Genomic DNA, 26,785 nt, shown 5'->3' on the forward strand with positions numbered 1-26,785 from the left:
TCTGGCCGCGCGGCGCGGGCCCGGCCAGGATGGGGCGCATGCCTCCTGTGCAGATCGTCTTCGACGCCACCGACACCGAGGGGCTGGCCCGGTTCTGGGCCGCGGCGCTGGCCGACCGCGGCTACCGCGTGCCCGACCCGCCCGACGGCGCCCCCGACTGGCCGACGTGGCTGCGCTCCCAAGGCGTGCCGGAGGAGGACTGGGCCGCCGGCTTCGCGCTGGAGGAGCACACCGGCACGCAGCCGCGGATCTACTTCCAGCGGGTCCCGGAGGTGAAGTCGGCGAAGAACCGCGTGCACCTGGACCTGCTGGCCGGCGGCGGCTCCCGGGTGCCGCTGGAAGAGCAGCGCACCCTGGTGGCCGCGGCGGTCGAGCGGCTCACCGCGCTGGGCGCCACCCTCGTCGAGGAGAAGACGGAGCTGGGCGTGCACTGGGCGGTGCTGTTGGACCCCGAGGGCAACGAGTTCTGCGCCTGACCTCAGCCCCCGACCGGCAGCACCAGCAGCCGGAGCAGCCGGTCGGCCTCCGCGTCCGGGTCGAGAGTCAGCCCGGTGTGCACCGGGCCGGGCTGGACCACGGTGCTGCGCGGGGCGGTGAGCCAGCGGAACCGGGATCCCAGCGCCTCCCGGCCCGCAGCACCGGCGGCCACCGCGGCGGCGCACACGTCGGCGGCGGCCTGCAGCGCCGCGGTGATGGCGGCCGGATCGGCGGTGGGGTCCAGGGCGCGCAGCCGGTCGGCGTCCAGGTGCACCCGCGAGCCCAGGTAGTCGCGCTGCCGGCAGTACACCAGCACGCCGGCGTTGAGGATCTCCCCGCGCTCCACCCGCGGGACGACCCGCAGCACGGCGTACTCGAAGGTGTCCCTCGATGTCATAGCCCTCACCGCTGGCTGATCCCCTCCGGCGGCGGCGGCCCCAGCCAGGCGGGCCGGTTCTGCCCGCGCGGCGCGGTGCGCCGTCCGGCGGCGCCGGTGGCGACCGCGGCGACCAGCCCGGGGAACCAGGAGTCGCGGGCGGCGAGCCGGGCCAGCAGCTGCTCTGCGTACCGCGCCCGGACGTCGTCGGCCGGCTCGTCGGGCGTGGGGCCCTCGAGCCAGGCGTCGGGCACCAGTGCCAGCACCTCGGTGAGCAGCGGGCGGGTGACCCGGCCGGCAAGCGCCGCGTCGGCGGCGGGGACGTCGGGGTCGCACTCGATCAACGCGTGCTGCGAGGCGTCGTAGGGCCGGGCCACCGCGGCCGGGGCGCCGGGCCAGTTGTGGTGGAAGGTCAGCGTCGCGCCGTGGTCGATCAGCTGAAGCCAGCCGTGCCAGAACAGCATGTTGGGGTTCCGCCACGAGCGGTCGACGTTGCCGACCAGCGCGTCGAACCACAGCACCCGGCCGGCCAGCTCACCGGTCACCTCGGCAACGCCGGCCTCGAAGTCCAGCGCGCCGGGCAGATAGTCCATCCCCAGGTTGACGCCGGCGGAGTTCCGCAGCAGCTCCTGGACCTCCTGGTCCGGCTCCCCCACCGCGAGCTCCGGGGCGACGTCCACGGTGACCAGCGCCGGGACCGGTAGGTCCAGCCGGCGGGCCAGCTCACCACAGACGACCTCGGCGGCGAGCACCTTCACTCCCTGGCCGGCCGCACGCCACTTGACCACGTACGTGCCCAGGTCGTCGGCCTCCATGAGCCCGGGCAGCGAGCCGCCCTCACGCAGCGGCGTGACGTAGCGGGTTGCGGTAACAGCGGGCAGCACAGTGCGGTGACCCTACCGGCGCACGACGCCGACACCGGAGAGACTGTGCGTGTGGGACTCCTCCGCCGGACCACCCTGGCCCAGCTCGCCGACGCGCCGTTCACCTATCCGGAGGTCGGCCGGACCCGGGACGGCGACCTGCCGACCGGCTACGACCACGTCGACCGGGCGGCAGTGGTGGGCACCGGCCGGGCGGCCTTCGACCGCGCGGCCACCGCGGTGTTCGGCTGGTGCGCCCAGCGTGGCGCCGGGCTGCGCGTGCAGGCCAGCGGCCCGGCCGGCACGCCGGGCACCGTCGTCCTGATGACGGCAGGACTGCGCCGGCTGGGCCTGGACATCCCCTGCCGGGTGGTCTGGGTGGTCGACGAGTCCGACCGGCGGGGGTTCGGCTACGGCACCCTGCCTGGCCACCCGGAGAGCGGCGAGGAGTCCTTCGTGGTCTCGGTGCAGCCCAACGGCGACGTCGTCTACGAGCTGCGGGCCTTCTCCCGGCTGGCCACGCCGCTGTCCAGGCTGGGTGCGCCGGTCAGCCGCCGGGTGCAGTCCGCCGCGCTGGACCGGTACGTCGCCGCGATCCGCCGGGCGGCCTCGGGCTGACCCGCCGCGGGTCAGGTGTCGGCGCCGGCCTCGGCCCGTTCCTCCTTGATCAGCTCTTTGCTGCGCACCAGCCGCAGCAGGGTGACCACCAGCAGGCCACCCGCCATGTTCAGCAGCGCCGTGTACCAGAACCAGGCGACCCAGTCGCCGTAGCCGAACGGCGCGCCGGCGTGCAGCGCCGCGAAGATGATCAGCGAGTCCAGGATCGAGTGGAACAGCTGCAGCCCGGCCAGCACCAGGGCACCGGCGACCGCGGCGATGGCCTTCGCCGGGTCGGACTCCGTTCCGTGCTGCATCCGGGTCATGAGCGTGATCGCGATGCCGGCGAGGAATGCCAGCGACGCTGACTGCAGGTCCAGCGGGGCGTCCACGTAGTGCGTGGCACTCTCGATCGCGGTGACCCGTAGGTCCGGGAAGGCGCGCACGACCAGCCACATCATCAGCCAACCGCCGAGCAGGTTCGCCAGCAGCGTGCCGCTCCACAGCTTGCCCAGCTGGGCCACGCTGGCCCGGCCGGCGACGACCGCGGTGACCGGGACCAGAAAGCCCTCGGTGAACAGCTCGCTGCGCGCCAGCAGCAGTGCCAGGAAGCCGACCCCGAACGCGAGGCCGGCGAGCAGGTGGCTGCCGGTCTCGGCGTAGACGGCGAAGAGCAGGAGGACGCCGATACCCACCTCGAGGCCACCGGCGAATCCGGTGGTCAGCACCTCCCGCCAGGTCCGGTGCAGCCGCTGCGCCCCTTCACTCACGATGGTGTCGAAGGCCTCCTGCAGCTCGTCCTCGGTCGGCCCCTCGGAGTCCCCCAGCTCATTCCGTGCGCTGTCCACGACCCCTCCTGCCACGACGGCCCGGCTTTCCGGCAGGCCGCGGTCCGGGGGCGATCTACCCGGACACCGGGAGTCCACACGGCCCGACCACCCCGGCACCCAACCGTCCCGGCGCGGCGGCGGCACGACGCCGGGGTCGGCCGCCGACCGACACCCGACGGCGCCTGCGCGGTGCGACCGGCAGCGTGTCGATGGCCGCGCGTCGGGTAGCGCCCAACCGATCGCGCGCCCCCCAGCACCCGGAGAACCCCATGTCCCCGCAGCGCCAGCCCGACCAGTCCGCACCGAAGACCGTCAGCCCCACGGGCGTGGCGTACGACGGCCCGAAAGAGGGACGTGACCCGCGCGCCCAGGCCGGGGAGTTCCTGACGTCGGCCCAGGGCGTGCGCATCCCTGACACCGACCACTCGCTCAAGGCCGGTCGCCGGGGCCCCGTGCTGCTGGAGGACTTCCACCTCCGCGAGAAGATCATGCACTTCGACCACGAGCGGATCCCGGAGCGCGTGGTGCACGCCCGCGGCGCCGGGGCGCACGGCGTCTTCACCGCCTACGGCGCCGCCGCCTCGGTCACCAGGGCCGCCGTGCTCGCCGAGGAGGGCCTGGAGACGCCGGTCTTCGTCCGGTTCTCCACCGTGCTGGGCTCGCGGGGGTCGGCCGACACGGCGCGGGACACCCGCGGGTTCGCGACGAAGTTCTACACGAAGGAGGGGACCTGGGACCTGGTCGGCAACAACATGCCGGTCTTCTTCATCCAGGACGCGATCAAGTTCCCCGACATCATCCACGCCGGCAAACCGCACCCGGACCGCGAGATCCCCCAGGCGCAGTCCGCGCACGACACGTTCTGGGACTTCGTCACCCTGCACACCGAGGCCACCCACCACACGATCTGGAACATGAGCGACCGGGGCATCCCGCGCTCCTTCCGGATGATGGAGGGGTTCGGCGTCCACACCTTCCGGCTCGTGGACGCCGACGGGAACACCTCGCTGGTCAAGTTCCACTGGAAGCCGAAGCTCGGCGTGCACTCCCTGATCTGGGAGGAGGCGCAGATCGCCGCCGGCGTCGACCCCGACTTCCACCGGCGGGACCTCTACGACGCCATCGAGGCCGGCGCCTTCCCGGAGTGGGAGCTCGGCATCCAGGTCATGCCCGACACCGACGAGGAGACCTTCGAGGGCATCGACCTGCTCGACCCGACGAAGCTCGTCCCGGAGGAGCTCTGCCCGGTGCAGCCGATCGGGAAGCTGGTGCTCAACGGCAACCCGACCAACTTCTTCGCCGAGACCGAGCAGGTCGCGTTCCACACCGGGCACGTCGTCCCGGGCATCGAGTTCACCAACGACCCCCTGCTGCAGGGGCGCAACTTCTCCTACCTGGACACCCAACTCACCCGGCTCGGCGGCCCGAACTTCGCCCAGATCCCGATCAACCGGCCGCACGCGCCGGTGAACGACAACTCGCGCGACGGCTTCCACCAGGCGGCCGTGCACGAGGGGCTGGCGCCGTACAAGCCCAACAGCGTGGACGGCGACTCCCCCGCCGTCGCCGACGCCGCGCACGGCGGATACGTCAACGTGCCGCGGAAGGTCGAGGGCGAGGTGGTGCGCGGCGCCGCCGCGTCTTTCGACGACCACTTCTCACACGCGGCGCTGTTCTACGCCAGCCTGTCCGACCTCGAGAAGCGGCACACCGCCGAGGCCTACACCTTCGAGCTCGGCAAGGTCTACGAGCAGGCGATCAAGGAGCGCGCGCTCACCGTGCTCGCGAAGATCGACACCGGCCTGTGCGCCCAGGTCGCCGCCGGGCTCGGCCTGCCTGCGCCGTCCGGCACGCCGGCCGAGCACCTCGCACCGTCGCCGGCGCTCCGCCAGATCACCGACGTTCCCTTCCCGATCACCGGTCGCCTCGTGGGCGTCGTAGCCGGTCCGGACGCCGACCTGGCCGGCATCGCCGCGCTGCGGACGGCGCTGGAGGCCGAGGGGGCCATGGTCAAGGTGATCGCCCCGGTCGGCGGGAAACTCGGCTCGGGCACGGACACCCAGGTCATCGAGCGGACGTTCGTCACCGGCCGCTCGATCGAGTTCGACGCGGTGGTCGTGGCCGACGGCGCGCCCAAGGACAACGACCTCAAGGCCGTCGTCCTGCTGCAGGAGGCGTTCCGCCAGCTGAAGGCGTTCGGCAGCTGGGGCGACGGCGCCGACGTGCTGACCGCCGCCGGCATCGACACGTCGGGGCCCGGCGTGCTCGGCGCGGACAGCGGGGCCGCCCTGGCCGCGGACCTGATCGCCGCGATGGGGATGCACAAGGTGTGGGAGCGGGCGGACCTGGTGACCGCCTCGGCGGTGCCGCCGGCCGCCTGACAGCCGACGGCACGCCGTTGAGCAGGACGGGGACGCACTCTCCCGTCCTGCTCAACCCGGACACAGCCGGAGCGGGTCCACAACGAGTCACCCCTCGCCGTCCGCTCTCCGCGGGTGGGACCGGTCGGCGTCCGGTGCCGGTCCGGATGCCGTCGGCCTCCCTAGCGTGATCCTCTCGGACCGCGGGCTCGACGTCCCACCCGGAGGCGGCCATGTACCGGCGACTGGCAGTCGTGGGGCGGTGACCGTGGGACTCGTGCCCGGCACCGCAGCAGCGGGCCCCGGTTTCGGCGCTCACGCCGAGCCCGCCCCCGGCGCCCCGGGCACCGGCGACCCGTACGTCCTCCTCGACGGCAACGGCGGCTACGACGTCGGGCACTACGACCTCGACCTGCGCTACGACCCGGCGACCGACGTCCTCGGCGGGACGGCGATCGCCGCCCAGGCGCTGTCCAGTTCCAACCTCGACCTCCGGGGCCTGGACGTCGAGGCGGTGACCGTCGACGACCACGTCGCCACCTGGACCCGGGACGCCGGGGAGCTGACCATCACCCCGCGTCGTGCCCTGCGGGAGGGCCGCGAGTTCACCACCGTCGTCACCTACAGCGGGGTCCCGCAGACGTTGTACGACGAGTTCGGGGCCAACGGCTTCATTCCCACCGACGACGGCGCGATCGTGGCCGGTGAGCCCGACGGTGCCGACACCTGGTTCCCGTCCAACGACCACCCGCTCGACCCCGTCTCCATCGACGTGACGGGCACCGTCCTGAAGGGCTTGGAAGCGCTGTCCAACGGGGTGCTGCGGGGCCAGTCCACCAGCACGGCTGGACTACCTGGCGCTGCACGCCCACGAGCCGATGGCGACCTACCTGGTGACCCTGGCGATCGGCGAGTACGACGTGCACGCCTACGAGGCCGACGGGATCCGTTACTGGGACGCCGTGGACGTCGGCCTGTCCGACCCCACCACCGACGGCAGCACCCCGCTGGGCGTGCAGGCGAGCGCGTCCCTGGCCCGCCAGCCGAAGTTTCCTGTCCGAGCACCTCGATCCCTATCCGTTCCGGGCGGCCGGCGGCATCGTCGACACGCCCCGGAGCCCGGGTTCGCCCTGGAGACCCAGACCCGGTCGTCTACGCAGCCGGCTTCTTCGGCGACCCCGCGTCCGGCGACCTCGTCGTGGTGCACGAACTGGCCAACCAGTGGACCGGGGACCTGGTCCGGCTGGCCCGCTGGCAGGACATCTGGCTCAACGAGGGCTTCGCCACCTATGCCGAGTGGCTGTGGGCCGAGCACGAGGACGTGGCCACCGTCCAGGAGCAGTTCGACCAGTTCGCCGCCATCCCCGCCGACGACCCGCTGTGGACGCTGGCCCCCGGCGACCCCGGTCCGGGCACCGACCAGCTGTTTCGGTGACGCGGTGTACACCGGGGCGCGATGACGCTGCACGCGCTGCAGCTGGCGGTCGGGGACGACACGATGCTGCGCATCGTCCGGGAGTGGACGTCGTTCTACGCCGGGGAGGCCACCACCACCGAGGACTTCATCGCTCTGTCCGAGGAGGAGTCCGGGCAGCAGCTCGACGAGCTGTTCCGGATCTGGCTCTACACCCCGGGCAAGCCCGCGGTCCTGGGCTGAGCTCCCGGCCGGCCCGGCGGCCCGGGCGGACGGCGTGCCGTCCGCTCAGACCGCCGGGCCGCCGGAGGGGCCGAAGCGCTCCACCCGGATCGCCGCCGGTGCCACGCCCATCCCGACCAGCAGCTGGCTGGCCGACTCCGCGAACGGCGTCGACCCGCAGACGAGCGCCACCTGGCCGGATTCCCACAGCGGCAACAGGTCCATCGCGGTGAGCCGCGCGGCCGGCCGGATGCCGTGCGGCTCTCTCGTGGTCACCACCAGGGCGCCGGCCGCGACGAGCTCGTCGGCGTAGGGCAGCTCGGCCAGCGTGCGGGCCGACACCGCCACCCGCAGCAGGTCCTCACCGCCGATGTCCCGGGCGTGCCGGACCATCGCCACCAGCGGGACGACGCCGCTGCCGCCGCCGACCAGCAACGCCGGCTCCTCGCCGTCCCAGACGAACCAGCCGCCGATCGGCCCGCGCACGTCCAGCACGTCCCCGGGCTCGACGACGTCAACGAGGTAGCCGGACACCTCACCTTCGTCCAGCCGTTCCACGAACAGCTCGACCAGCGGGTCGCCGGGCGCCGAGGCCACCGAGTAGGATCGCTGGGCGGTGTACCCGTCCTCGGCGGTCAGCCGCACCACGTAGTGCTGACCGGGCAGGTGGTCGACCCGGTCGGCGACGTCCAGCCGGAGCTCCACCGACCGGGCCACCGGACGGCTGACCCCCGCGACCGTCGCGGTCCGCCAGCCACCGGCCGGTGCCCGCAGCCGCCGTTGCGGCTGGGCGTCAGTCACCCTGGTACCGCTGCTGGCGCCACGGGTCGCCGCGGTCGTGGTAGCCGTTTTGCTCCCAGAAGCCCGGCTGGTCCCGGGCCATCAGGGTCAGCTTGGAGATCCACTTCGCGCTCTTCCAGAAGTACAGGTGCGGGACGAGCAGTCGGACCGGCCCACCGTGCTCGATCGGCAGCGGCTTGCCGTCGTACTCCCAGACCACCCACGCCTTGCCGCCGGTGACGTCCTCCAGCGGCAGGTTGGTGTTGTAGCCGGTCTTGGACGTCGCCATCACGAACCGGCCCTCGGGGGTGGGCCGGGCGATGTCCAACAGCGAGTCCACGCTGATCCCGCCGAAGCGCGTGCCGAACTTCGACCAGGTGGTGACGCAGTGGATGTCGCCGCGGTACTCGGCCCCCGGCAGCTGGTGCGCCTCGTCCCAGGTCCAGGTGGTCGGCTTCTCCACCTGACCGTCGACGGTGATGCTCCACGTCTCGGGGCTGATCCGGGGCGTCGGCTCGGCGGTGAGCACCGGCCAGTCGGCTCCGGCGTCGTACTGACCGGGAGGCAGCCGCGGGTCACGCGGCGCCCGGCTGCGGCCGAGGAAACCTCGGGTGGGTCCTGCCACGTCGTCGTCCTCTCCTGGGGGCTGGGCTGATCTCACCCGATCCTGCCCGGTGTCCTCCGGCGCTGCCTCCTCTCCCCCGGACCAGTGCGTGCGCTGAGGCTCGCCTTACATGAGGCGAGTCACGCCGCGTTCACCTGGGTATCACCTGGGCAGTGGGCATACCTTGTTCAGCGTGGCGACAGTGACGACGCAGCAGGCTCCACCGAGGGCTCCCAAGACCGGGCGGTTCAGCAGCTCGGTGGTCAAGAAGGCCGTGATGGCGGTCAGCGGGATCATCATGGTGCTGTTCCTGATCGCGCACATGATCGGCAACCTGCACGTGTTCCAGGGAGCTGAAAGCTTCAACGACTACTCCGAGTGGCTCCGGTCCTTCGGTGAGCCGGCGTTCCCGCCGCGCACGCTGCTGACGGCCATCGAGGTCGTGCTGACCATCTCGGTGCTGGCCCACATGTGGGCGGCGTACTCGCTGTGGGCCCAGGCGCGCCGCGCCCGCCCGGTGGCCTACGTCAGCAAGAAGCGGGTGCAGCAGAGCTTCGCCTCCCGCACCCTGCGATGGGGCGGGACGATCATCCTGCTGTTCATCATCTGGCACATCCTGGACATGACGTTCGGGGCGGTGAACCCCGAGGGCACCGACAGCTCGCCCTACGACCGGCTCGTGGCCAGCTTCGAGAACATCCCGATCACCCTGTTCTACGTGGTGGCGCTCATCCTGCTCGGCCTGCACCTCCGCCACGGGATCTGGAGCGCCACGCAGACCCTGGGGCAGACCACCAAGCGCCGGGAGCGGTCGGTCAACGCGATCGCCATCGTCTTCTCGACACTGCTCATCGCCGGCTACCTCGTGGTCCCGGCGGCCGTCGCATTCGGACTCGTGGACTGAGACAGGAGCCCCTGATGTCCCTCGAACTGTTCTCCGTCGGCGACCCGATCGCCGACACCAAGGCACCCGCCGACGTTCCGGTCCCCGAGCAGTGGAACGAGCGGAAGTTCGGCGCCCGGCTGGTCAATCCGGCCAACCGCCGCAAGCTGTCGGTCATCATCGTGGGCACCGGACTGGCCGGCGGCTCGGCCGCCGCGACCCTCGCCGAGGCCGGCTACCGCGTCAAGAGCTTCTGGTTCCAGGACAGCCCCCGCCGGGCGCACAGCGTCGCCGCCCAGGGCGGGATCAACGCGGCGAAGAACTACCGCAACGACGGCGACAGCGTGCACCGGCTGTTCTACGACACGGTCAAGGGCGGTGACTTCCGCTCCCGGGAGAGCAACTCCTACCGGCTGGCCGAGGTGAGCGCCAACATCATCGACCAGGCGGTGGCCCAGGGCGTGCCCTTCGCCCGCGAGTACGGCGGCCTGCTGGACAACCGGTCCTTCGGTGGCGCGCAGGTGTCCCGCACCTTCTACGCCCGCGGCCAGACCGGCCAGCAGCTGCTCTACGGCGCCTACCAGGCCCTGGAGCGCCAGATCGGGCTCGGCAACGTCGAGACGCACCCGCGCACCGAGATGCTGGACCTGATCGTCGTCGACGGCCGGGCCCGGGGCATCGTCGCCCGGGACCTGATCACCGGTGAGATCAGCAGCCACTTCGCCGACGCCGTGGTGCTGGCCAGCGGTGGGTACGGCAACGTCTTCTACCTGTCGACCAACGCCAAGGGCTCCAACGCCACGGCGATCTGGCGGGCACACAAGCGTGGCGCGTACTTCGCCAACCCCTGCTACACCCAGATCCACCCCACCTGCATCCCCGTGCACGGCGAGTACCAGTCGAAGCTCACGCTGATGAGTGAGTCGCTGCGCAACGACGGCCGCGTCTGGGTGCCCAATGAGCGCGGCGACTCGCGGGACCCCCGCCAGATCCCCGAGGACGAGCGCGACTACTTCCTCGAGCGCAAGTACCCCGCGTTCGGCAACCTGGTGCCCCGTGACATCGCCTCCCGGCAGGCGAAGAACGTCTGCGACGAAGGCCGCGGCGTGGGCCCCAACGGGCTGGGCGTGTACCTCGACTTCACCGATGCCATGCAGCGGCTGGGCCGCCCGGCCATCGAAGCCAAGTACGGCAACCTCTTCGACATGTACGCCCAGATCACCGGCGAGGACCCGTACGAGACCGGGATGCGGATCTACCCGGCCGTGCATTACACGATGGGCGGCCTGTGGGTCGACTACGACCTGCAGTCCAACATTCCCGGCATGTTCGTGATCGGTGAGGCCAACTTCTCCGACCAGGGCGCCAACCGGCTGGGTGCCAGCGCGCTGATGCAGGGGCTGGCCGACGGCTACTTCGTCCTGCCCAACACGATCGCCAACTACCTCGCCGACGGCCCCTTCCCCAAGGTCGAGGCCAGCCACCCGGCGGCGGTCGAGGCCGTGGAGGCCATCAAGGCGCAGACGGCGAAGCTGCTGTCGATCAAGGGGACCCGCACCGTCGCCTCGTTCCACCGCGAACTGGGCAAGCTCATGTGGGACCTGTGCGGCATGGAGCGGTCGGAGGAGAGCCTTCGCAAGGCGCTGGACCGGATCCCCGAGCTCAAGCAGGAGTTCTGGACCAACGTCAAGGTCTCCGGCGAGCAGGGCACCTTCAACCAGAACCTCGAGCACGCGGCCCGGGTCGCCGACTTCATCGAGCTTGCCGAGCTGATGTGCGTCGACGCGCTGCACCGCAACGAGAGCTGCGGCGGGCACTTCCGGGCCGAGAGCCAGACTCCGGAGGGCGAGGCGCTGCGCGACGACGACAACTTCGCCTACGCGGCCGCGTGGGAGTACACCCCGGACGGCGTTCCGCCGGTGCTGCACCGCGAGGTCCTCGAGTACGAATACATCCACCTGGCACAGCGGAGCTACAAGTGAATCTGACCCTGAAGGTCTGGCGGCAGGTCAACCCCGCCGTCAAGGGCAAGATGGTGAGCTACCACCTCACCGACGTCTCGCCCGACATGTCGTTCCTCGAGATGCTCGACGTCCTCAACGAGCAGCTCATCCTCGACGACGACGACCCGATCGCCTTCGACCACGACTGCCGTGAGGGCATCTGCGGCTCCTGCGGCCTGATGATCAACGGCATCGCGCACGGCCCGGAGCAGACCACCACGTGCCAGCTGCACATGCGGTCGTTCTCCGACGGTGACGTCATCGACATCGAGCCGTGGCGATCGGGTGGTTTCCCGGTGGTCAAGGACCTGGTGGTCGACCGGTCGGCGTTCGACCGGATCATCGCCGTCGGCGGGTTCATCACTGCACCGACCGGCACCGCCCCGGAGGCGCACGCGGTAGCGGTGCCGAAGCAGGACTCCGACGCCGCGTTCGACGCCGCCACCTGCATCGGCTGCGGCGCCTGCGTCGCCGCCTGCCCGAACGGCTCGGCGATGCTGTTCACCGCCGCCAAGGTGTCCCACCTCGGGCTCATGCCGCAGGGCCAGCCGGAGCGGGACGCCCGGGTGCTGAAGATGGTGGCGCAGCAGGACGCCGAGGACTTCGGTGGCTGCACCAACATCGGCGAGTGCTCCGCCGTCTGCCCGAAGGGCATCTCGATGGAGACCATCTCCCGGCTCAACCACGACCTGCTCGGCGCGCTGCGCGCCGGGGCGGTGCCGACCAGCTGAACCCGGCCCATGTCCGTCTTTCGTGCGGTGGAGCGGTCTGGCGGCCCGGCGCGATCATTGCTCGCAGTGTGCGGGTGGGGCCGGGCGTGGCCAACGGGGGCGCTCGATCAGCGACCCGAGCTGGCACAGGTCGGCCTCGCTATGGCGCGGTCCGATGAGCTGGGCACCCACGGGCAACCCGTCGCCGTCCGCCCCCACCGGCACGCTGAGCGCGGGATGTCCCGTGACTGACGCCAAGGCGGTGAGCCGCGAGTACGCCGCTGTCACCGGTTCCGCCCTGGCCCCGATGCCGACGGTGTCCGCGCTGGGCGGGGCCGCGGTCACCGGCACGGACGGCAGCAGGAGCGCGGCGAGCCGCTGTGCGCGCAGCATTGCATCGACGTCGCGGCGCAGCTGGGCCGCCACCCGCAGCGCGAGAACGTAATCGGTCCCGAGCACCCCGGCTCCAGCACGCAACAGCGCCGCAGTCTCGGGTGTGAGCGCGTCGTCGGCGAGCAACTCCGGCGTGGCCCAGTGAGTCGCCGCCTCGACCATCATGATCACATAGCTCGCCGGGCGGGCGAGGCGGGCTCGCGTCAGCTCGACGTCAACGACCTCCACCCCGGCCGCGGATAAGCGCGCGGCGGTGGCCTGCAGGGCCCGCTGGACGGCGGGGGCGACCCGGTGCGTGCACTCGCTGGCCAACCGTCCGACCCGTAGACCGGCGGTGCCGGCCGGAGCCGAATGCGGCAACGCGCTCAGGACCTGGTGGGCAAGCAGACAGTCGGCCGCGGTGCGGGCGATCGGTCCCACCGTGTCGAGGGACGGCGCGAGCGGGGACACGCCCTGCATCGGCACGGCGCCGGCGGTCGGGCGCAGCCCGGCCACCCCGCATAGTGCGGCGGGGATGCGGATCGAGCCGCCGGTGTCGGTGCCCAATGCGAGGCGGACGATGCCCGCCGCGACCGCCGCGGCTGAGCCGCCACTCGAGCCGCCGGTGCCTCGCGCCAGGTCGTGAGGGTTGCGGCAGCCCGGGGTGAGCACTCCCCAGGCGAGTTCATGCATGCGTGTACGACCGATGAGGACGCCGCCGGCCTCGGTCAGCCGCTGCCAGACCACCGCATCGGTGGGGGCCACCCTGGCTGCGGAACCGGTGGTCCCGTTGCCGACCCGCTGCCCTGCGACGTCGATGTTGTCCTTGATCGCGACGGGCAGCCCCTGCAGCGGCCCCGGTGCGGCGAGGTTGGCCGCGGCGTCCTCGTACAACGCGACGAACGCGCCCAGTTCGATGGCCGACCGCGCCCTCGCCAGTGCGTCGGCGACCCCCCGCGGCCGCGACTCCGCCGGCCGCATCGGCCGCGGCAACCCCTTCCTGTCCACCCCGGTCTCCTCGACCGTTGGCAGCAGTCCGTCGACATCCAAGTGGCGAGCGGCCTCCCGGAGCGCCCGGACGGCGCTGGCTACGGGATCAGCCACGCGTGGGCCCAGCACCGGACCACCCGTCCAGGTTGCGGGTGCGTTCCTCGCGCAAGCGAGCGAGCAAGTCCCCGCTTGCGACGATGTCCCGGGTCCGGGTCACCGCGGCTGGTTGGAGGTCGCGCAGTTGCAATGCCAGCTCCGCAGCCCGTGCCCACGGGTCTCCGGCGACCTCGGTGACGACGCCGACGGCCTCGGCCTGCTCGGCCGTGAGACGTCGTCCGGTGAGGGTGAGATCCAGTGTCCTGGCGCGTCCGACCAGGCTGGGCAGGATCCAGGCGCCGACGGCCAAGCCGTGTCCGGGTCCCAGCCAGCGCAGCCAGGCGCGGGGCGAGGCGATCCGCAGGTCCGCCGCGGTCGCAAGCTGGGCCCCGCCGCCGACCGCCGGACCGTCGAGGACGGCGATCACGGGGGCCGACCGACAAACCATTACCTCGTAGCAGGCGTAGAGGCGATCAGAGACGCGCGCTCGTTCGTCGTCCGGGATGTGCAGGTCGGCACCGGCGCAAAAGATGCCCGGCGTCGTGCTACCGAGCAGTGCTATGTGACTGGGGTCGGTCTGCAACGCATCGATCAACGCGTCCACCGTCTGCGAGTCGACCGCGTTACGTCGCTCGGGACGGTTGAGCCGAATCCGGACGACGCCGTCCGCCGCCGGCTCGTAGACCAGTGGCGACGAGAACACGGGACGCCCCTTTCTGGAGATCTCATGACGGCTGGACATCGCGGGAGGGCGGGAGGAACCGCGCTTCGAAGCTTGTTCCCGAGCGAGAGGAGGATGATATACCGGAGTCGCGCTGCGGCGACGTTTCTTCGCTCGGCAGCTGCCTGACGATCGAGGTAGAAGAATCTTCAGCAGCTCATCGGCTGCCAGCTCCCCTGTCCGCGAGCGGGCACCTACCGACGAGAGCCCGGACGACGGCGTCGCCGCTTCGACCGCACTCAGCGAGCGCGGCCGGACGCCGCTCCGCGCACCGTGATGATATCGCCGTCGTCGTCTCGGTGAGCTGTCTCGTCATGATCCCCACCCGCCTTCCCGCATACGGCGTTCTACTTCTTCGACGTCCCGCGCTCGCTTGGAGGGACCATCCCCGCCCCTGTGCGGGGCGACGCGACGCGACGCGAGGTACCATCATCGCCGGGAGCGCGACTGGCATGCCTGGGCTGCGACTGAATACGGGCGCCGCCGCACACCGCATGACAGCCCGCAATGATCCGAGGGAAGTCCATTGTCCACCTTCAGCAGCAAGACCGACATGGTGACGGCCACGCTGCGCGAGTTGATTTTGGTGGGCGATCTCAGACCGGGCGAGCAACTTCGTCAGCGCGAACTGTCGGCACGCCTCTGCGTGAGCCAGACGCCGGTTCGAGAGGCCCTTCGCCGGCTGGAGTCGGAGGGGCTCGTCGTCTCCGACTCCTACCGTGGGTCCACCGTCGCCGAAGCTGGACTAGGCGCGACGGAGGAGAACTACCAACTGCGGGCGGCATTGGAAGGATTGGGCTCCTCGCTTGCGGCAGCGGTCATCACGGAGCCACAGCTGGCATCGCTCGAGGCGATGAACAGGCGGCTGACCGAGGTGACCTCCGATCACGAGCAGTACGCAGAACTAAATCGCAAGTTCCATTTTGCGGTGTATGAGTACGCCAATAGCCCCCTCCTGCTTTCATTGATGCGGCTGCTCTGGCAGTCAATGCCGGGCGGACCGAAGGTGCTGCGGTCGCACGCGGAGTCGGTCGCCCAGCACGGCACGCTCCTCGATGCTCTTCGTGATCGCGATGCAGAACGGGCGGCGGAAGTGACCCGGAGGCACATCCTCGGGTCAGCCCATCTTGACAGCGGGACCGGCGAGGAGTTGGCGGAGCGGGGAACCGACTACGCGCCTACGCCGCCCGGGGAGTCACCCAACCGGTGACTCGTTCTCGTCGGCTATTGCACGGGAGCCGTCAGCTTCATGGGCGCTGCTCACACCGATCAGTCGGCGGAGCGTCTGAGTATCCGCTCTGAGCAGCTGAGGGCGGTCGGTCTCATAGATGACCTGGCCCCTGCTCAGGATAAGGGCGCGATCCACCCGCTCAAGGGTGAAGCCAACCTTCTGTTCCACCAGAAGTGCCGATGTTCCGCGCCGGCGCAACTCATCGATAGCCTCTCCCATGCGGCCGACCGTCTGCGGGTCCAGGCCTTCCGTCGGCTCGTCCAGCAACATCAATTTCCCATTGCAGACCATCGCCCTGCCCATCGCGAGCATCTGCTGCTGCCCTCCACTCAGCTTTCCCGCGGGCACGCTCCAGCGCTCCCGAAGAGCCGGGAAGTACTCCAGCACTTCGTCCGCGGTCCAGTCCCGGTCGCCGACCCGGCGGCTGGCTATACGAAAGTTTTCCCGCACGGTCAGGGAGGGAAAGATCCGATGACCCTGGGGAACCAGCGACATCCCCAGCCGAGAAATCCGCTCGGCTGCCAGGGAGGAGATCCGTCGACCCCGGAAGGTGACCTGCCCTCGCCGCGGCTTCAGCAGGCCTGCGACGGTGTGCACCAGCGTCGACTTGCCCATCCCATTACGCCCGAGCAGGCCGACAACCTCACCCTCCCCGACCGAGAGGCTCGTCCCGTGGAGGATCTGGCTCGACCCGTAGTAGGTGTCGACGCTGTCGATCTCAAGCATCGGACATGTCTCCTAGATAGACCTGCAGCACCTCTTGGTTCACCGCGACCCGTCCCGGGACGTCCTCGGCGAGGACGCTTCCCTGATGCAGGACGGTGACGCGGTCCGCGAGGGCAAAGGCGACCTCCATGTCATGCTCGATCATGATGATCGTGATGTCCCTCGGCAGTGCAGCCAACAGATTGGTCAGGCGGATGGCGTCAGCAGGTGCCAGCCCGGCCGTGGGCTCGTCGAGCAGCAACACCCGCGGCTGCTTGCTCATGGCGAGCACGATCTCCATGACGCGCTGCTGCCCATAGGCCAGCTCGCGCACGGGCCAGTCGGCGAGGTCGGAGAACTCCCACTCGGTCAGCAGGGCATTCGTTCTGGCCCTGATCCCCGGTAGCGATCCCAGGTCCCGCCAGAACACCCGCCGCGACCTGGCTTCCGACGCCAGGGTGATCTCGATGTTCTGCCGCACGGTCAGTTCGTCGAACAGGTTGTTGATCTGGAAGGTACGGGCCAGACCCATCCGGGCACGTTGGTACGCGGGCTTCCTGGTCACCTCGCGTCCGAGCATCTCCACCGAGCCTTTCGACGGGCGAAGTTGTCCTGCGAGCACGTTGAACAGCGTCGTCTTTCCCGCACCGTTGGGTCCGATGAGCACTCGGCGCTCCCCGACCGGAACCTCGATCGTGACATCACTATTGGCGAGAAACGACCCGAACCGCGTGTCTATGCCCCGTGCTGCGATCGCCATATCCGTCACGTGTGCCGCTCCTCCACCAAATCGTCGGTATCGGCCGGCACCGCGACGTCGGTCTCTCCGGCAGCGGCGCGCGTGGGCGACTCGGCGGTCTTGCGTCGCGCCCTCCGTCGCAGGTAGGCGATGCGACCGAGTATCCCATCGCTCATGAACAGCGCGGTCAGGACATAGACGATCCCGAGGACAAAGGTCCACCGTGATGTAAGCGTGCTGACATAGAGTTCCAGGGACAGGATGACAGCGGCTCCGAGGAACGGTCCGAAGAAGAACGCTGCACCACCGAGGATGGCGAAGACCATGACTTCCGCACTGAGCAGGAACGCCATGTTGGACGGGGAGGCGCTACCGAGCAGGTATGCGTCGAGCAGCCCCGCCACCGCCGAGAAGGCACCCGATACCGCGAAGGCATAGACACGGTAGCTGCCCACCCGGTAACCGGTCGCGGCCAGTCGGGACTCGCTTTCACGCAATCCCGTGATCGCCATGCCGACAGGGGAACGCATGAATGCCCACATCAGTGACAATGAGACCACCACCATTGCCAGCGCAAGCCAGTAGAAGGCCGACGCGGAACCCGGGATCGGAACACCCTCGCGTGTGATGCCCGAGATTCCGTTGTCACCACCGGTCAACTCGACCTGCTGGAACGCGAGCCCGTACGCGGCCTGAGCCAGGGCAAGTGTCAACAGAAGGAGATAGATCCCCTTGGCTCTCAGATTGAACAAGCCGAAAACGACGCCGAGCGCCGTACCCGCCACGAGTGTCAGGACCACGATGACCACGAACGGTAGATCCGACCGCGTGCTGGCGATACCAACCACATACGCACCCAGGCCGAAGAATGCAGCGTGTCCGAGCGACGGCATTCCGCCGAACCCGAACACGATATTGAACGCTGTGGCGAACAGCCCGAGAGCCAAGATCCGCGTCGCCACGAACAGGTAGAAACTCGGAAGGACGAACGGTAGAGCCAGAAGCACGAGCAGGAGCACGCCAAGGACGACCGCGGAGCGCAGGCGTCGGCTCTTCACGTGATCCCCTGGCGACGGCAGGTTCATCGCGACTCCACCTTCCCCAGCAGTCCGTTCGGTCGGAACGCAAGAAAGAGCGCGACCGGGGCGTAGATGGTGAACAGGGACCACTCAGGGAACAGCACCTTGCCGAACTGGTCGAGCAACCCCACGGCGAACGCGGCGATCAACGCTCCCGGCACCGAGCCCAGGCCTCCGACGACAACCACCACGAGGGCGAGTAGGAGAACGTCGAGGCCGGTGTCGGGCGACAAGCTCGTCAATGCCCCTCCCCAGACTCCTGCGAAGGCCGCCAGCGCGGTTCCGGCGCCGAAGACGAGAAGGAAGATCAGGGGCACCCGGATCCCGATGGTGCGGGCAATCTCCTGGTCGTCGACGGCGCTCCGAACCTTCGCCCCGATCGAGGAGAAGCGCAGGAACGCCATGATGAGGGCAGCAAGGACGAGCGCCAGGACAATCAGGAACGCGCGGAACTTGGGGAAGATCACTGATCCGAAGAGTTGCATCGAACCCTCCAACCCGGCAGGCGTCGGGGGGGAGATCGGGCTGCCCCCGTACTGCGTCAGGAGCAGATCACCGATCATCAGCGAGACGCCGACGGTGAGGATGATCTGGGGCAGCTCCTGGTTCAGCAGCCGATGGAGCAGCAACCGCTCCACGAGCATGCCGATCACGGCGGTCACAACTACTGCGACTACCAGGGACAACCAATAGCTGCCCGTTCTGACGTAGAGGTCGAAGGCCAGGTAACCACCGACGAGATAGAAGGCGCCGTGCGCGAGGTTGATAGTGCGCATGAGACCGAACGTGATCGTCAGCCCACTGGCAACAAGGAACAGCAGGGAGCCGAACGCCAGGCCGTTCAGGACATTGGACAGCCATACCATGTCGACTCTCCGACTACTTGGCCCACGTACCCTTGAGCTTGTCGTACGGCGGGAACTGCAGGTACTCGTCCACGTCGTAGGTGTAGAACTGATTCACGGCCGGCACAGTGTCCACCACCTTGTTGACCCACTTGCCGTCCTGCTTGGTGACCTTTCGCATGTACACGTCGTAGATGGCCTGCCCGTACTCATCGAACCGCAGGGCGCCGCGCGGAGCGTCGATGGACACATTGCGCATCGCATTGGTGATTCCATCGCCCGTCGGCTCCCCCTTGACATCGGAGAGCGCAGCCTCGAGCGCCTGGGCGGCGGCCCAGCCGTCCTCGGCGTACTGGTTCGTCGATCGGTCGTACTTTTCAGTCCACGCGTCGACGAACGTCTTGTTGGCGGGGTTATCGATGACCGGGGAATAATGAAGGCTGCTCATCACACCGTCAGCCGTCTCGCCCATCGTCGGGAGGAGCTGCTCATCGGTGGTGGATCCCTGCGCAAAGATGGGCGTGTCCAGCCCGAAGCCCCGGTAGGCCTTGAGGAAGCGGACGGCGTCGCTGCCGGGGGTCACCGCGAAGACCACGTCGGCGTCACGGTTGATCTGGGTGACGTAGGGAGCCCAGTCCTGCGTGGCCAACGGTGCATACAGTTCCTGCACGACCTTGCAGCCGGCATCCTCATACGTTCGCGCGAAGCCCCCGGAGGCCTCCCAGCCGAACGAGTAGTCGAGCCCCACGATGGCCGCGGTCTTCAGACCGAGCTCTTTGCACACGTAGTCGCCGGCCGGCATGGTGTCCTGCGAACCGGTGTAGGACACGCGGAAGAGGTTGCCGCCCTTGGTCCGCGTGAGCCCGTCAGCACCCGCGACGGTGATCATGAGGGGAACGCCAGCACTCTCGAGATAGGGAGCTACGGCGTAAGCGACCCCTGAGTTGACGAGGCCGATGACGATGCCCGCGCCCTCCTGCTGGACGAGCTGGCGCGCCTTCGTCGTGGCCACGCCGGGATCGTTTGCCGGGTCTTCTTTCACCACGTTGATCCCGTAGTCGCTGAGCTGCCCACCCTTGCTGTCCAGGTACAGCTCGAATCCAGCGTTGACGTCCTCCCCGAGGGCGGCGAACGGACCGGTCAGGGGATTGAGCAGACCGACGGTGAGAGAGCCGTTCGCGCCCTCCTGAGCGCTGCCGCTCCCGCTGTCGGCCGACACCCCACCGCTCGACGGCGCTTGGCTGCCACACCCGGCAAGAGCCAGGGTGGCCGCTGTGAGGGCCACCAGTGGGCGAGTCGCGCGCCGTTTGCTCATGTTCGCTCCTTCGATGGTTGATTCAACGTTTGGTATACCATGCGAGGACCAACGTGGCTAGCGTCACACAATCACTCGTGATGCCGGACAGGATTCCTTCTGCGTGCGCGGGGCCCGAGGAGAAACCGCGAGGGCCCGATGTGCTCGATCACGTCCGACTCCGGGAAGTTATCGGCCTGATCCCTGTTCCAGTGGCGGCGAATCGGGCGGACCGACTCGGCTCCCGTGGCCCCGGTTCTGACCCAACCGCATCAGTCGCTCCCCGCCTGAGTCAACGGGTACGACCGGCCGAGAGGTCGCGGCCAGCGCCGGCAGAGCTCTCCGGCCAGCAAGGTACCAACTTGGCCCCGGAACGGGTATACCAGCTGCAACAGCTCAGAGCGCCGGCCACGCAGGCGCCTCACCGTCAAGGAGAGCCGTGAAGCCAGCCCCGTTCACCTACCACCGCGCCCATGACGTCCGAGGCGCGGTCGAGTCCCTCCATGAGCTCGGGGAGGACGCCAAGCTCATCGCCGGCGGGCAGAGCCTGGTCGCGATGATGAACTTCCGGCTGGCCCGACCCAGTGCGCTGATCGATGTCAACCGCATCGACGCGCTGCGCTACCTGCGTCGCGACGGTGAGGGCCTGCGAATCGGGGCCCTGACCACGCATCACACGGTGGAGTCCAGCGGTTCCACCGCCGCGCTGGCGGGCTTCGGCGTGCTGTCGCACGCGGCGCGCTGGATCGGCCACTACCCCATCCGTACACGGGGCACGATCGGCGGGAGCATCGCGCACGCCGACTCCACGGCCGAGTGGTGCCTGTTGGCGGTGCTGCTGGACGCCCAGATCGTGGTCCGCGGTCAGGTCGGAGAACGTTCGGTCGCCGCAGCGGACTTCTTCCACGGCTTCCTGACCACCGCCCTGGAACCCGAGGAGATGATCGTCGAGATCCTCTTCCCGCGGCCGGCACCACACGCGGCGCTGAGTGAGTTCGCCCAGCGCAAGGGCGACTTCGCGATTGTGGCCGCGGCCGTCGACCTCGACGTCGAGGATGGCGTGTGCAGCGCCGGGCGGATCGCGCTGGGTGGCGTGGACGCCGTCCCGATCCGAGTGCCCGAGGCCGAGTCCCTGCTGCAGGGTGCCCCGGCCACCGCCGAGACCTTCCGGGCTGCGGCGGACGCGGCTGCCGCAGCAGTGGAGCCCGGCAGCGATGCGCACGGCGACGCCGATTACCGGCGCGGCCTCGCCCGCACCCTGATCGAGCGGGCGTGCGCCCAGGCGATCGCCGTATGAGCGGCACCGGCATCGACCCTGCCCCAGGAGAAGCGACCCTGTCCCGGGCCGGTCGGTGGATCGGCGCGAGTGTCCCCCGGCGCGAGGATCCGCGGCTGCTCACCGGCCGGGGGCGCTTCGTCGACGACCTCGACCGGGTCGGCTTGCTGCACTGCGCCTTCGTGCGCAGCTCCGTGGCCGCCGCCGGCGTCGAGCACCTGGACCTGGCCGCAACCCGGAATGTCGACGGGGTGGTTGCCGCCTACTCGGCGGCGGATCTGGCCCTCGGTGAGCTGACCGCGATCCTGGAACGGCCGGAGTTCACCGTCACCTCGATGCCGATCCTCGCCGGGGACCGGGTGCGATACGTCGGGGAGCCACTGGCGATCGTCGTCGCCGAGGACGCTTACGCCGCCGAGGACGGCGTGGACGCGGCGCTGGTCGACTACCGGCCGGGCACGGCCATCACGACAATGGACCAGGCGCTGGAGGCCGGCGCCCAGCAGGTGCACGCCGAGCTGATCGAGAACACCGTGCTGGACCTGGAGCCGTTCAGTGACCCCCACATCGGTGCGGTCTTCGACGCCGCCGCGTGCGTGGCCGAGGTGGACGTGCGCACCGGCCGGCAGAACGCGACACCGCTCGAGCCCCGCGGCTGCCTGGCCGAGTGGGACGCCCGCGACGAGCAGCTGGTCGTACACGTCTCCACCCAGGTCCCGCACCAGGTGCGCACCGCCATCGCCCGGTGCCTGCGGCTGCCCGAGCGTTCGGTGCGGGTCATCGTGCCCGACGTCGGCGGGGGTTTCGGGCTCAAGTGCGTGGTCGGCCGCGAGGAGGTGGCCGCCGCGGCGGTCGCGCTGCGGCTGCGCCGCCCGGTGAAGTGGATCGAGGACCGGCGGGACAGCCTGACCGCCAGCTTCCACGCCCGCCAGCAGGCCTACCGCGCGCGGGCCGCCTTCGACGCGGACGGCAGGATCTTGGCGCTGGAGGCTGATGTCCGCTGCGACGTGGGCGCCTATTCAGTGTTCCCGTTCACCAGCGGGGTGGAGCCGCTGATGGCAGCGACGGAGCTGCCCGGGGTGTACCGGGTGCCCCGTTACCACGTGCGGGCCCGCGGGATCGCGACCAACAAGGCGCCCACCGCCCCCTACCGTGGGGTCAGCCGCCCGCAGATCGTGCTGGTGATGGAGCGGCTGATGGAGCGCGCCGCACGGGAGTTGCACCTCGACGCGCTGGATCTGCGGCGGGTGAACCTGATCGAGGAGTTCCCCTACACCGGGATCAACGGCATCACCTACGACCCGGGCTCCTACCGGGCATCCCTGGACCTGTGCGAGCAGCAACTGCGCGATGAGGGCTGGTACGACCGGCGCGCGCAGCCGACCGCGGACGGGACCGTGCTGGGCATCGGCTACGCCTGCTTCAACGAGCGGACCGGGTACGGCACCGAGGCTTTCTCGCAACGCAAGATGACGGTGGTGCCCGGCTATGACATCGCCGGGGTGCGGATGGACTCCGACGGCACCGTCTCACTGACAACCGGCACCTCCTCGCACGGCCAGGGCCACGAGACCACGCTCGCGCAGGTGGCCGCCGACCAGCTGGGCCTGCCACCGACCGCGATCAAGGTCCGTCAGGGCGACACCGACCTGGTGACCTACGGCTGGGGCACGTTCGGCAGCAGGTCCGCGGCCATCGGCGGGGGCGCGGTGCACCTGGCCGCGGGCCGGCTGGGCGACAAGGTGCGCATCGTCGCCGCGCACCTGCTCGACGCCGAGGCCGCAGACATCGAGCTGGTGGACGGGCAGGCGCGACACCGCGACCAGCCCGAGCGTTCCCTCTCCCTCGCCGCGGTGGCCGAGATCGCCTACCTGCGCGCCCACCGGCTGCCCAAGGGCGTGGACCCGGGGCTGACTGCCGAGGCCGCCTTCGACGTCCTCACCTCAGGCACCTTCTCCAACGCCACGCACGGGGTGGTTGCCGCACTGGACCCGGCCACCGGCCAGGCGCAGATCCTGCGCTACTTCGTCGTGGAGGACTGCGGAGTGGTGATCAACCCCAGGATCGTCGACGGGCAGGTCCGCGGCGGGGTGGCCCAGGGCATCGCCGGTGCCCTGTTCGAGGAGATCCGCTACGACGAGCAGGGGCAACCCACCACATCGACCCTGATCGACTACCTGGTGCCCACGGCCACCGAGATACCCGTCATCGACATCATGCACCTCGAGACGCCCTGCACCTTCACCGAGACCGGCGCCAAGGGCATGGGGGAAGGCGGCACGATCGGCGCGCCCGCCGCCGTCCTCAACGCCGTCAACGACGCGCTCCGCGGGACCGGCGTGGAGCTGGACTCGGTTCCGATCCGACCCGACGCCGTCCACCGAGCCCTGGGGGGCAACTCGTGAAAGACCTGCAGCTGATCACTCTGACCGTCAACGGCACCGAGCACGAGCTGGTGGTGGAGTCCCGCCGGACGTTGGCCGACGTGCTCCGGCACGACCTGGGCTACACCGGCACGCACCTGGGCTGCGAGCACGGCATCTGCGGTGCGTGCACGGTGCTGATCGACGGATCGCCCGCCCGGGCCTGCCTCACCTTCGGGGTCCAGGCCGACGGCTGCTCGATCAGCACAGTCGAGGGCCTGGCGTCCGACGGTGAGCTCTCCGACCTGCAGCGCGCATTCTCCGAGCGCCATGCCCTGCAGTGCGGCTTCTGCACCCCGGGGTTCCTGATGCTGGCCGAGGCCTACCTGGCCGAGTACCCCAACCCCAGCACCGAGGAGGTCCGGGAGGTCGTCGCCGCCAACCTCTGCCGGTGCACCGGATATCAGGGCATCGTCGAGGCGATCTCCGACGTCGCGAGGTCGCGGCGGGAGTCGCGGTGACCAGCCTGCTCGGCGACCTGACGGTGGCGCCGCCGGCACCGGTGCGTCCCCGGCCGTCACCGGCGCCCCCCCGGCCGGCATCGCCCGAGCCGTCCGCCGTCCCGGACACCGAGCCACCGGCCGACGCACCGGGCCTGCCGCCGGCACCGGACGCCGGCCCCGAGCGGTCCCGGTCGGTCATCGGGTCACGGGTTCCCCGGCACGAGGACGACCGGCTGGTGCGCGGGCAGGGCAAGTTCGTCGACGACGTCGACCGGCCGCGGCAGGCACACGTCCGCATCGTCCGCTCGACCGTCGCGCACGCGCGGCTGGTCGCCGTGGACGTGGCGGCGGCCCGGGCGGTGCCCGGAGTGGTGTTCGTGCTCACCGGGGCCGACCTGATCGGGCTGCCACCCATCCCCATCCGGCTGCCCCGCGGGGACGAGCCTCCCGGGTGCCTCCAACCGGTGCTGGCCCACGACGAGGTCCGCTACGTCGGCGAGCCGGTCGCTGCGGTGGTCGCCGAGGATCCCTACCTGGCCGAGGACGCCGCCGAGCTGGTCACCGTCGAGTACGCCGACCTGCCGGTCGTGGTGGACGCCTCGACGGCCGAGCCGGCGACGGGCTTCGACGTGAGCTACGGCGATGCCGAGGCCGCCTTCGCCACGGCGAGGCACGTGGTGGAGATCGACGTGTCCGTCGGGCGGCACGCCGCGGTGCCGATGGAGCCGCGCGGCCTGGTCGCCGACTACGACGAAGCCACCGGCGTGCTCGAGATCTGGGGCGCGACCAAGGTCCCGGTGTTCAACCGCAACGTGATCGCCACGATGCTCGACCTGCCCGCCAGCCGGGTGCACCTGCACGCCATGGACGCCGGGGGCGGCTTCGGTGCCCGCGGGGAGTTCTACCCGGAGGACCTGCTGATCCCCTGGCTCGCCCGCCGGCTGCGTCGACCGGTCAAGTGGGCCGAGGACCGCGCCGAGAACCTGGTGGCGCTCAACCACTCGCGCCAGCAGCGGCACCGGATCGCCGCGGCGTTCGCCGTCGACGGCACCCTGCTGGCGCTGCGCGACCACGTGGTGCACGACAACGGGGCCTACCTGCGCACGCACGGGCTGCTGGTCCCCGAGCTCACCGTGACGATGCTGCCCGGCCCCTACCGGCTGCCCGCCTACGCGGCGCGGATCGACGTCGTCCTGACCAACAAGACCCCGTGCGGCACCTACCGGGCCCCGGGCAGGTACGAGGGCACCTTCGCCCGCGAGCATCTCCTCGACGTCGCCGCCGACCGGATCGGCATCGACCGGGCCGAAGTGCGCCGGCGCAACCTGCTGACCCCCGAAGAGCTGCCGCACCGCCGCGACCTGCGGGCGCTGGGCACCGACGTCGTCCTGGATGCCGGGGACTATCCCGGCCTGTTCGCCACCGCGTTGGCCCGCACCCGCGACTGGGCGACCGAGGCCAGGCAGCTGCGCGAGCGGGGCCGCACGGTCGGTCTGGGGTTCGCAGTCTTCCTGGAGAAGAGCGGCCTGGGCCCCCATGAGACCGCCGACGTCACCGTCGAGCAGGACGGCGAGGTCACCGTGCACTCCGGCGGCACGTCGCTGGGACAGGGCATCGAGACCGTCCTGGCCCAGATCGCCGCCCAGCGCCTGGACATCGACGACCGGGCGGTGCACGTGATCAACGGTGACACGAACCTGCAACCCTTCGGGGTGGGCTCCTGGGCCAGCCGGTCCACCGTGGTCGGAGGGAGCGCGGTCGACCTGGCCGCCACGGCGGTGCTCGAGCGCGCGCTCCAGGTCGCGGCCCGGGTACTCGGCGTGCCCGCCGAGCAGGTGCGGCTGACCGGGGGCTGCTTCTCCGCCATCGGAGAACCCGGCCGCCGGCTCAGCTGGGGGGACGTCGCCGGCGCCTGCGCGCCGGGCAGCCCGCACCTGCGGCCCGAGGACACCCCCGGGCTCTCCGCCCGCCGGGTGTTCGCCGTCGACCACATGACCTACCCCTACGGCGTGCACGTGGCGCTCGTCGACGTCGACCGGGACACCGGGCACGTGGAGGTGCTGCGCTACCTGGTCGCCTACGAGGTCGGCCGGGCGATCAACCCGACCCTCGTCGAGGGGCAACTCATCGGGGGCGTCGCCCAAGGGCTGGGCGGCGCACTCTACGAGAGCTTCGTCTACGACCAGCAGGGCCAGCCGCAGGCGACGACGTTCATGGACTACCTGATGCCCACCGCCGAGGAGGTCCCGCGGCGCGTCGACACACTCGTCACCGAGGATGCGCCCAGTCCGGGTAACCCGCTGGGCGTCAAGGGCGCCGGCGAGGGCGGGATCACCGCGGTCGCGGCGGCGACGGCCAACGCCGTCCGCGATGCCCTCGGCCTGACCGGTGATGTCGGCGCCCTGCCGCTAAGCCCGCACCGGGTCGTCGCCCTGTCCCGCTGACCGCCCTT

Annotated in this window: 25 protein-coding genes; 13 read left to right on the forward strand and 12 right to left on the reverse strand. The window is 70.3% G+C overall.

The window, feature by feature from the left end; translation table 11 throughout:
- Positions 1–38: 38 nt before the first annotated feature.
- Positions 39–476: a VOC family protein gene (locus BLW04_RS06240; RefSeq protein ID WP_091537912.1), complete on the forward strand. Its 438-nt coding sequence runs from the start codon at positions 39–41 to the stop codon at positions 474–476.
- A gap of 2 nt (positions 477–478) precedes the next feature.
- Here BLW04_RS06240 and BLW04_RS06245 read toward each other — a convergent pair whose 3' ends face one another.
- A complete protein-coding gene (locus tag BLW04_RS06245; protein WP_091537913.1) occupies positions 479–874 on the reverse strand; it encodes a DUF3037 domain-containing protein in 396 nt (131 codons plus the stop codon).
- A gap of 5 nt (positions 875–879) precedes the next feature.
- Entirely contained in the window at positions 880–1,737 is an 858-nt protein-coding gene (locus tag BLW04_RS06250) for a HipA family kinase (protein WP_091537914.1), read from the reverse strand.
- A 51-nt stretch (positions 1,738–1,788) separates the two neighbouring features.
- On the opposite strand from BLW04_RS06250, the gene BLW04_RS06255 reads away from it, so the two are divergent.
- Positions 1,789–2,334 (forward strand): DUF1990 family protein, encoded by a 546-nt coding sequence (locus BLW04_RS06255; RefSeq protein WP_091537915.1) that lies wholly within the window; start codon positions 1,789–1,791, stop codon positions 2,332–2,334.
- Positions 2,335–2,345: 11 nt separating this feature from the next.
- On the opposite strand, the gene BLW04_RS06260 is transcribed toward BLW04_RS06255, so the two are convergent.
- Positions 2,346–3,161 (reverse strand): formate/nitrite transporter family protein, encoded by an 816-nt coding sequence (locus BLW04_RS06260; RefSeq protein WP_254781119.1) that lies wholly within the window; start codon positions 3,159–3,161, stop codon positions 2,346–2,348.
- A gap of 251 nt (positions 3,162–3,412) precedes the next feature.
- On the opposite strand from BLW04_RS06260, the gene BLW04_RS06265 reads away from it, so the two are divergent.
- From BLW04_RS06265 to BLW04_RS27365, 3 genes are all read left to right on the forward strand, one after another.
- Positions 3,413–5,524 carry a catalase gene (locus tag BLW04_RS06265; RefSeq protein WP_091537917.1) on the forward strand — a complete coding sequence of 704 codons (2,112 nt, stop codon included), beginning with the start codon at positions 3,413–3,415 and terminating at the stop codon, positions 5,522–5,524.
- A 256-nt stretch (positions 5,525–5,780) separates the two neighbouring features.
- Complete coding sequence (locus BLW04_RS06270) at positions 5,781–6,938, forward strand: M1 family aminopeptidase (RefSeq protein WP_217630871.1); 1,158 nt, start codon at positions 5,781–5,783, stop codon at positions 6,936–6,938.
- Positions 6,939–6,959: 21 nt separating this feature from the next.
- Positions 6,960–7,160, forward strand: a complete 201-nt coding sequence (locus tag BLW04_RS27365) for a hypothetical protein (RefSeq protein WP_217630872.1) — start codon at positions 6,960–6,962, stop codon at positions 7,158–7,160.
- Positions 7,161–7,205: 45 nt separating this feature from the next.
- Here BLW04_RS27365 and BLW04_RS29305 read toward each other — a convergent pair whose 3' ends face one another.
- A complete protein-coding gene (locus BLW04_RS29305; protein ID WP_305777652.1) occupies positions 7,206–7,940 on the reverse strand; it encodes an FAD-binding oxidoreductase in 735 nt (244 codons plus the stop codon).
- Positions 7,933–8,544, reverse strand: coding sequence for a sulfite oxidase-like oxidoreductase (locus BLW04_RS06280; RefSeq protein ID WP_091537918.1), 612 nt, complete (start codon positions 8,542–8,544; stop codon positions 7,933–7,935). The genes BLW04_RS29305 and BLW04_RS06280 overlap by 8 nt, the downstream gene beginning before the upstream one ends.
- 172 nt (positions 8,545–8,716) lie before the next feature.
- On the opposite strand from BLW04_RS06280, the gene BLW04_RS06285 reads away from it, so the two are divergent.
- Genes BLW04_RS06285 through BLW04_RS06295 form a run of 3 tightly spaced genes read left to right on the forward strand, consistent with a single transcriptional unit; the run spans position 8,717 to position 12,140 of the window.
- Positions 8,717–9,427 carry a succinate dehydrogenase cytochrome b subunit gene (locus tag BLW04_RS06285; RefSeq protein ID WP_254781120.1) on the forward strand — a complete coding sequence of 237 codons (711 nt, stop codon included), beginning with the start codon at positions 8,717–8,719 and terminating at the stop codon, positions 9,425–9,427.
- 14 nt (positions 9,428–9,441) lie between these two features.
- On the forward strand, positions 9,442–11,388 hold the full coding sequence (locus tag BLW04_RS06290; protein ID WP_091537920.1) for a fumarate reductase/succinate dehydrogenase flavoprotein subunit: 1,947 nt from the start codon (positions 9,442–9,444) through the stop codon (positions 11,386–11,388).
- Positions 11,385–12,140 (forward strand): succinate dehydrogenase/fumarate reductase iron-sulfur subunit, encoded by a 756-nt coding sequence (locus BLW04_RS06295; RefSeq protein ID WP_091537921.1) that lies wholly within the window; start codon positions 11,385–11,387, stop codon positions 12,138–12,140. Before BLW04_RS06290 ends, BLW04_RS06295 begins: the two co-directional genes overlap by 4 nt.
- Before the next feature lie 54 nt (positions 12,141–12,194).
- Here BLW04_RS06295 and BLW04_RS06300 read toward each other — a convergent pair whose 3' ends face one another.
- Together BLW04_RS06300 and BLW04_RS06305 are read right to left on the reverse strand one after the other, a co-directional pair.
- Positions 12,195–13,595 (reverse strand): amidase, encoded by a 1,401-nt coding sequence (locus BLW04_RS06300; protein ID WP_139306751.1) that lies wholly within the window; start codon positions 13,593–13,595, stop codon positions 12,195–12,197.
- The gene (locus BLW04_RS06305) at positions 13,588–14,280 is read right to left on the reverse strand and encodes an enoyl-CoA hydratase/isomerase family protein (protein ID WP_175483920.1); all 693 of its coding nucleotides are present in this window, start codon (positions 14,278–14,280) and stop codon (positions 13,588–13,590) included. The genes BLW04_RS06300 and BLW04_RS06305 overlap by 8 nt, the downstream gene beginning before the upstream one ends.
- 544 nt (positions 14,281–14,824) lie before the next feature.
- On the opposite strand from BLW04_RS06305, the gene BLW04_RS06310 reads away from it, so the two are divergent.
- The gene (locus tag BLW04_RS06310; RefSeq protein ID WP_217630873.1) at positions 14,825–15,508 is read left to right on the forward strand and encodes a GntR family transcriptional regulator; all 684 of its coding nucleotides are present in this window, start codon (positions 14,825–14,827) and stop codon (positions 15,506–15,508) included.
- Here BLW04_RS06310 and BLW04_RS06315 read toward each other — a convergent pair.
- Genes BLW04_RS06315 through BLW04_RS06335 form a run of 5 tightly spaced genes read right to left on the reverse strand, consistent with a single transcriptional unit; the run spans position 15,494 to position 20,212 of the window.
- The gene (locus BLW04_RS06315) at positions 15,494–16,255 is read right to left on the reverse strand and encodes an ABC transporter ATP-binding protein (RefSeq protein ID WP_091537924.1); all 762 of its coding nucleotides are present in this window, start codon (positions 16,253–16,255) and stop codon (positions 15,494–15,496) included. The genes BLW04_RS06310 and BLW04_RS06315 overlap by 15 nt on opposite strands.
- A complete protein-coding gene (locus BLW04_RS06320; RefSeq protein WP_254781125.1) occupies positions 16,248–16,994 on the reverse strand; it encodes an ABC transporter ATP-binding protein in 747 nt (248 codons plus the stop codon). Before BLW04_RS06320 ends, BLW04_RS06315 begins: the two co-directional genes overlap by 8 nt.
- Before the next feature lie 5 nt (positions 16,995–16,999).
- Positions 17,000–18,058 carry a branched-chain amino acid ABC transporter permease gene (locus BLW04_RS06325; protein WP_091537926.1) on the reverse strand — a complete coding sequence of 353 codons (1,059 nt, stop codon included), beginning with the start codon at positions 18,056–18,058 and terminating at the stop codon, positions 17,000–17,002.
- On the reverse strand, positions 18,055–18,918 hold the full coding sequence (locus BLW04_RS06330) for a branched-chain amino acid ABC transporter permease (protein WP_091537927.1): 864 nt from the start codon (positions 18,916–18,918) through the stop codon (positions 18,055–18,057). Before BLW04_RS06330 ends, BLW04_RS06325 begins: the two co-directional genes overlap by 4 nt.
- Before the next feature lie 13 nt (positions 18,919–18,931).
- Positions 18,932–20,212 carry an ABC transporter substrate-binding protein gene (locus BLW04_RS06335; protein ID WP_091537928.1) on the reverse strand — a complete coding sequence of 427 codons (1,281 nt, stop codon included), beginning with the start codon at positions 20,210–20,212 and terminating at the stop codon, positions 18,932–18,934.
- 418 nt (positions 20,213–20,630) lie between these two features.
- Here BLW04_RS06335 and BLW04_RS06340 point away from each other — a divergent pair, with 418 nt between their 5' ends.
- Genes BLW04_RS06340 through BLW04_RS06355 form a run of 4 tightly spaced genes read left to right on the forward strand, consistent with a single transcriptional unit; the run spans position 20,631 to position 26,777 of the window.
- A complete protein-coding gene (locus BLW04_RS06340) occupies positions 20,631–21,488 on the forward strand; it encodes an FAD binding domain-containing protein (protein WP_091537929.1) in 858 nt (285 codons plus the stop codon).
- The gene (locus tag BLW04_RS06345) at positions 21,485–23,872 is read left to right on the forward strand and encodes a xanthine dehydrogenase family protein molybdopterin-binding subunit (protein WP_175483921.1); all 2,388 of its coding nucleotides are present in this window, start codon (positions 21,485–21,487) and stop codon (positions 23,870–23,872) included. Before BLW04_RS06340 ends, BLW04_RS06345 begins: the two co-directional genes overlap by 4 nt.
- The gene (locus BLW04_RS06350) at positions 23,869–24,351 is read left to right on the forward strand and encodes a (2Fe-2S)-binding protein (protein ID WP_091537930.1); all 483 of its coding nucleotides are present in this window, start codon (positions 23,869–23,871) and stop codon (positions 24,349–24,351) included. Before BLW04_RS06345 ends, BLW04_RS06350 begins: the two co-directional genes overlap by 4 nt.
- Positions 24,348–26,777: a xanthine dehydrogenase family protein molybdopterin-binding subunit gene (locus tag BLW04_RS06355; RefSeq protein WP_217630874.1), complete on the forward strand. Its 2,430-nt coding sequence runs from the start codon at positions 24,348–24,350 to the stop codon at positions 26,775–26,777. The genes BLW04_RS06350 and BLW04_RS06355 overlap by 4 nt, the downstream gene beginning before the upstream one ends.
- Positions 26,778–26,785: the final 8 nt, after the last annotated feature.

Source organism: Modestobacter sp. DSM 44400 (assembly GCF_900107175.1).
Lineage (GTDB): Bacteria > Actinomycetota > Actinomycetes > Mycobacteriales > Geodermatophilaceae > Modestobacter.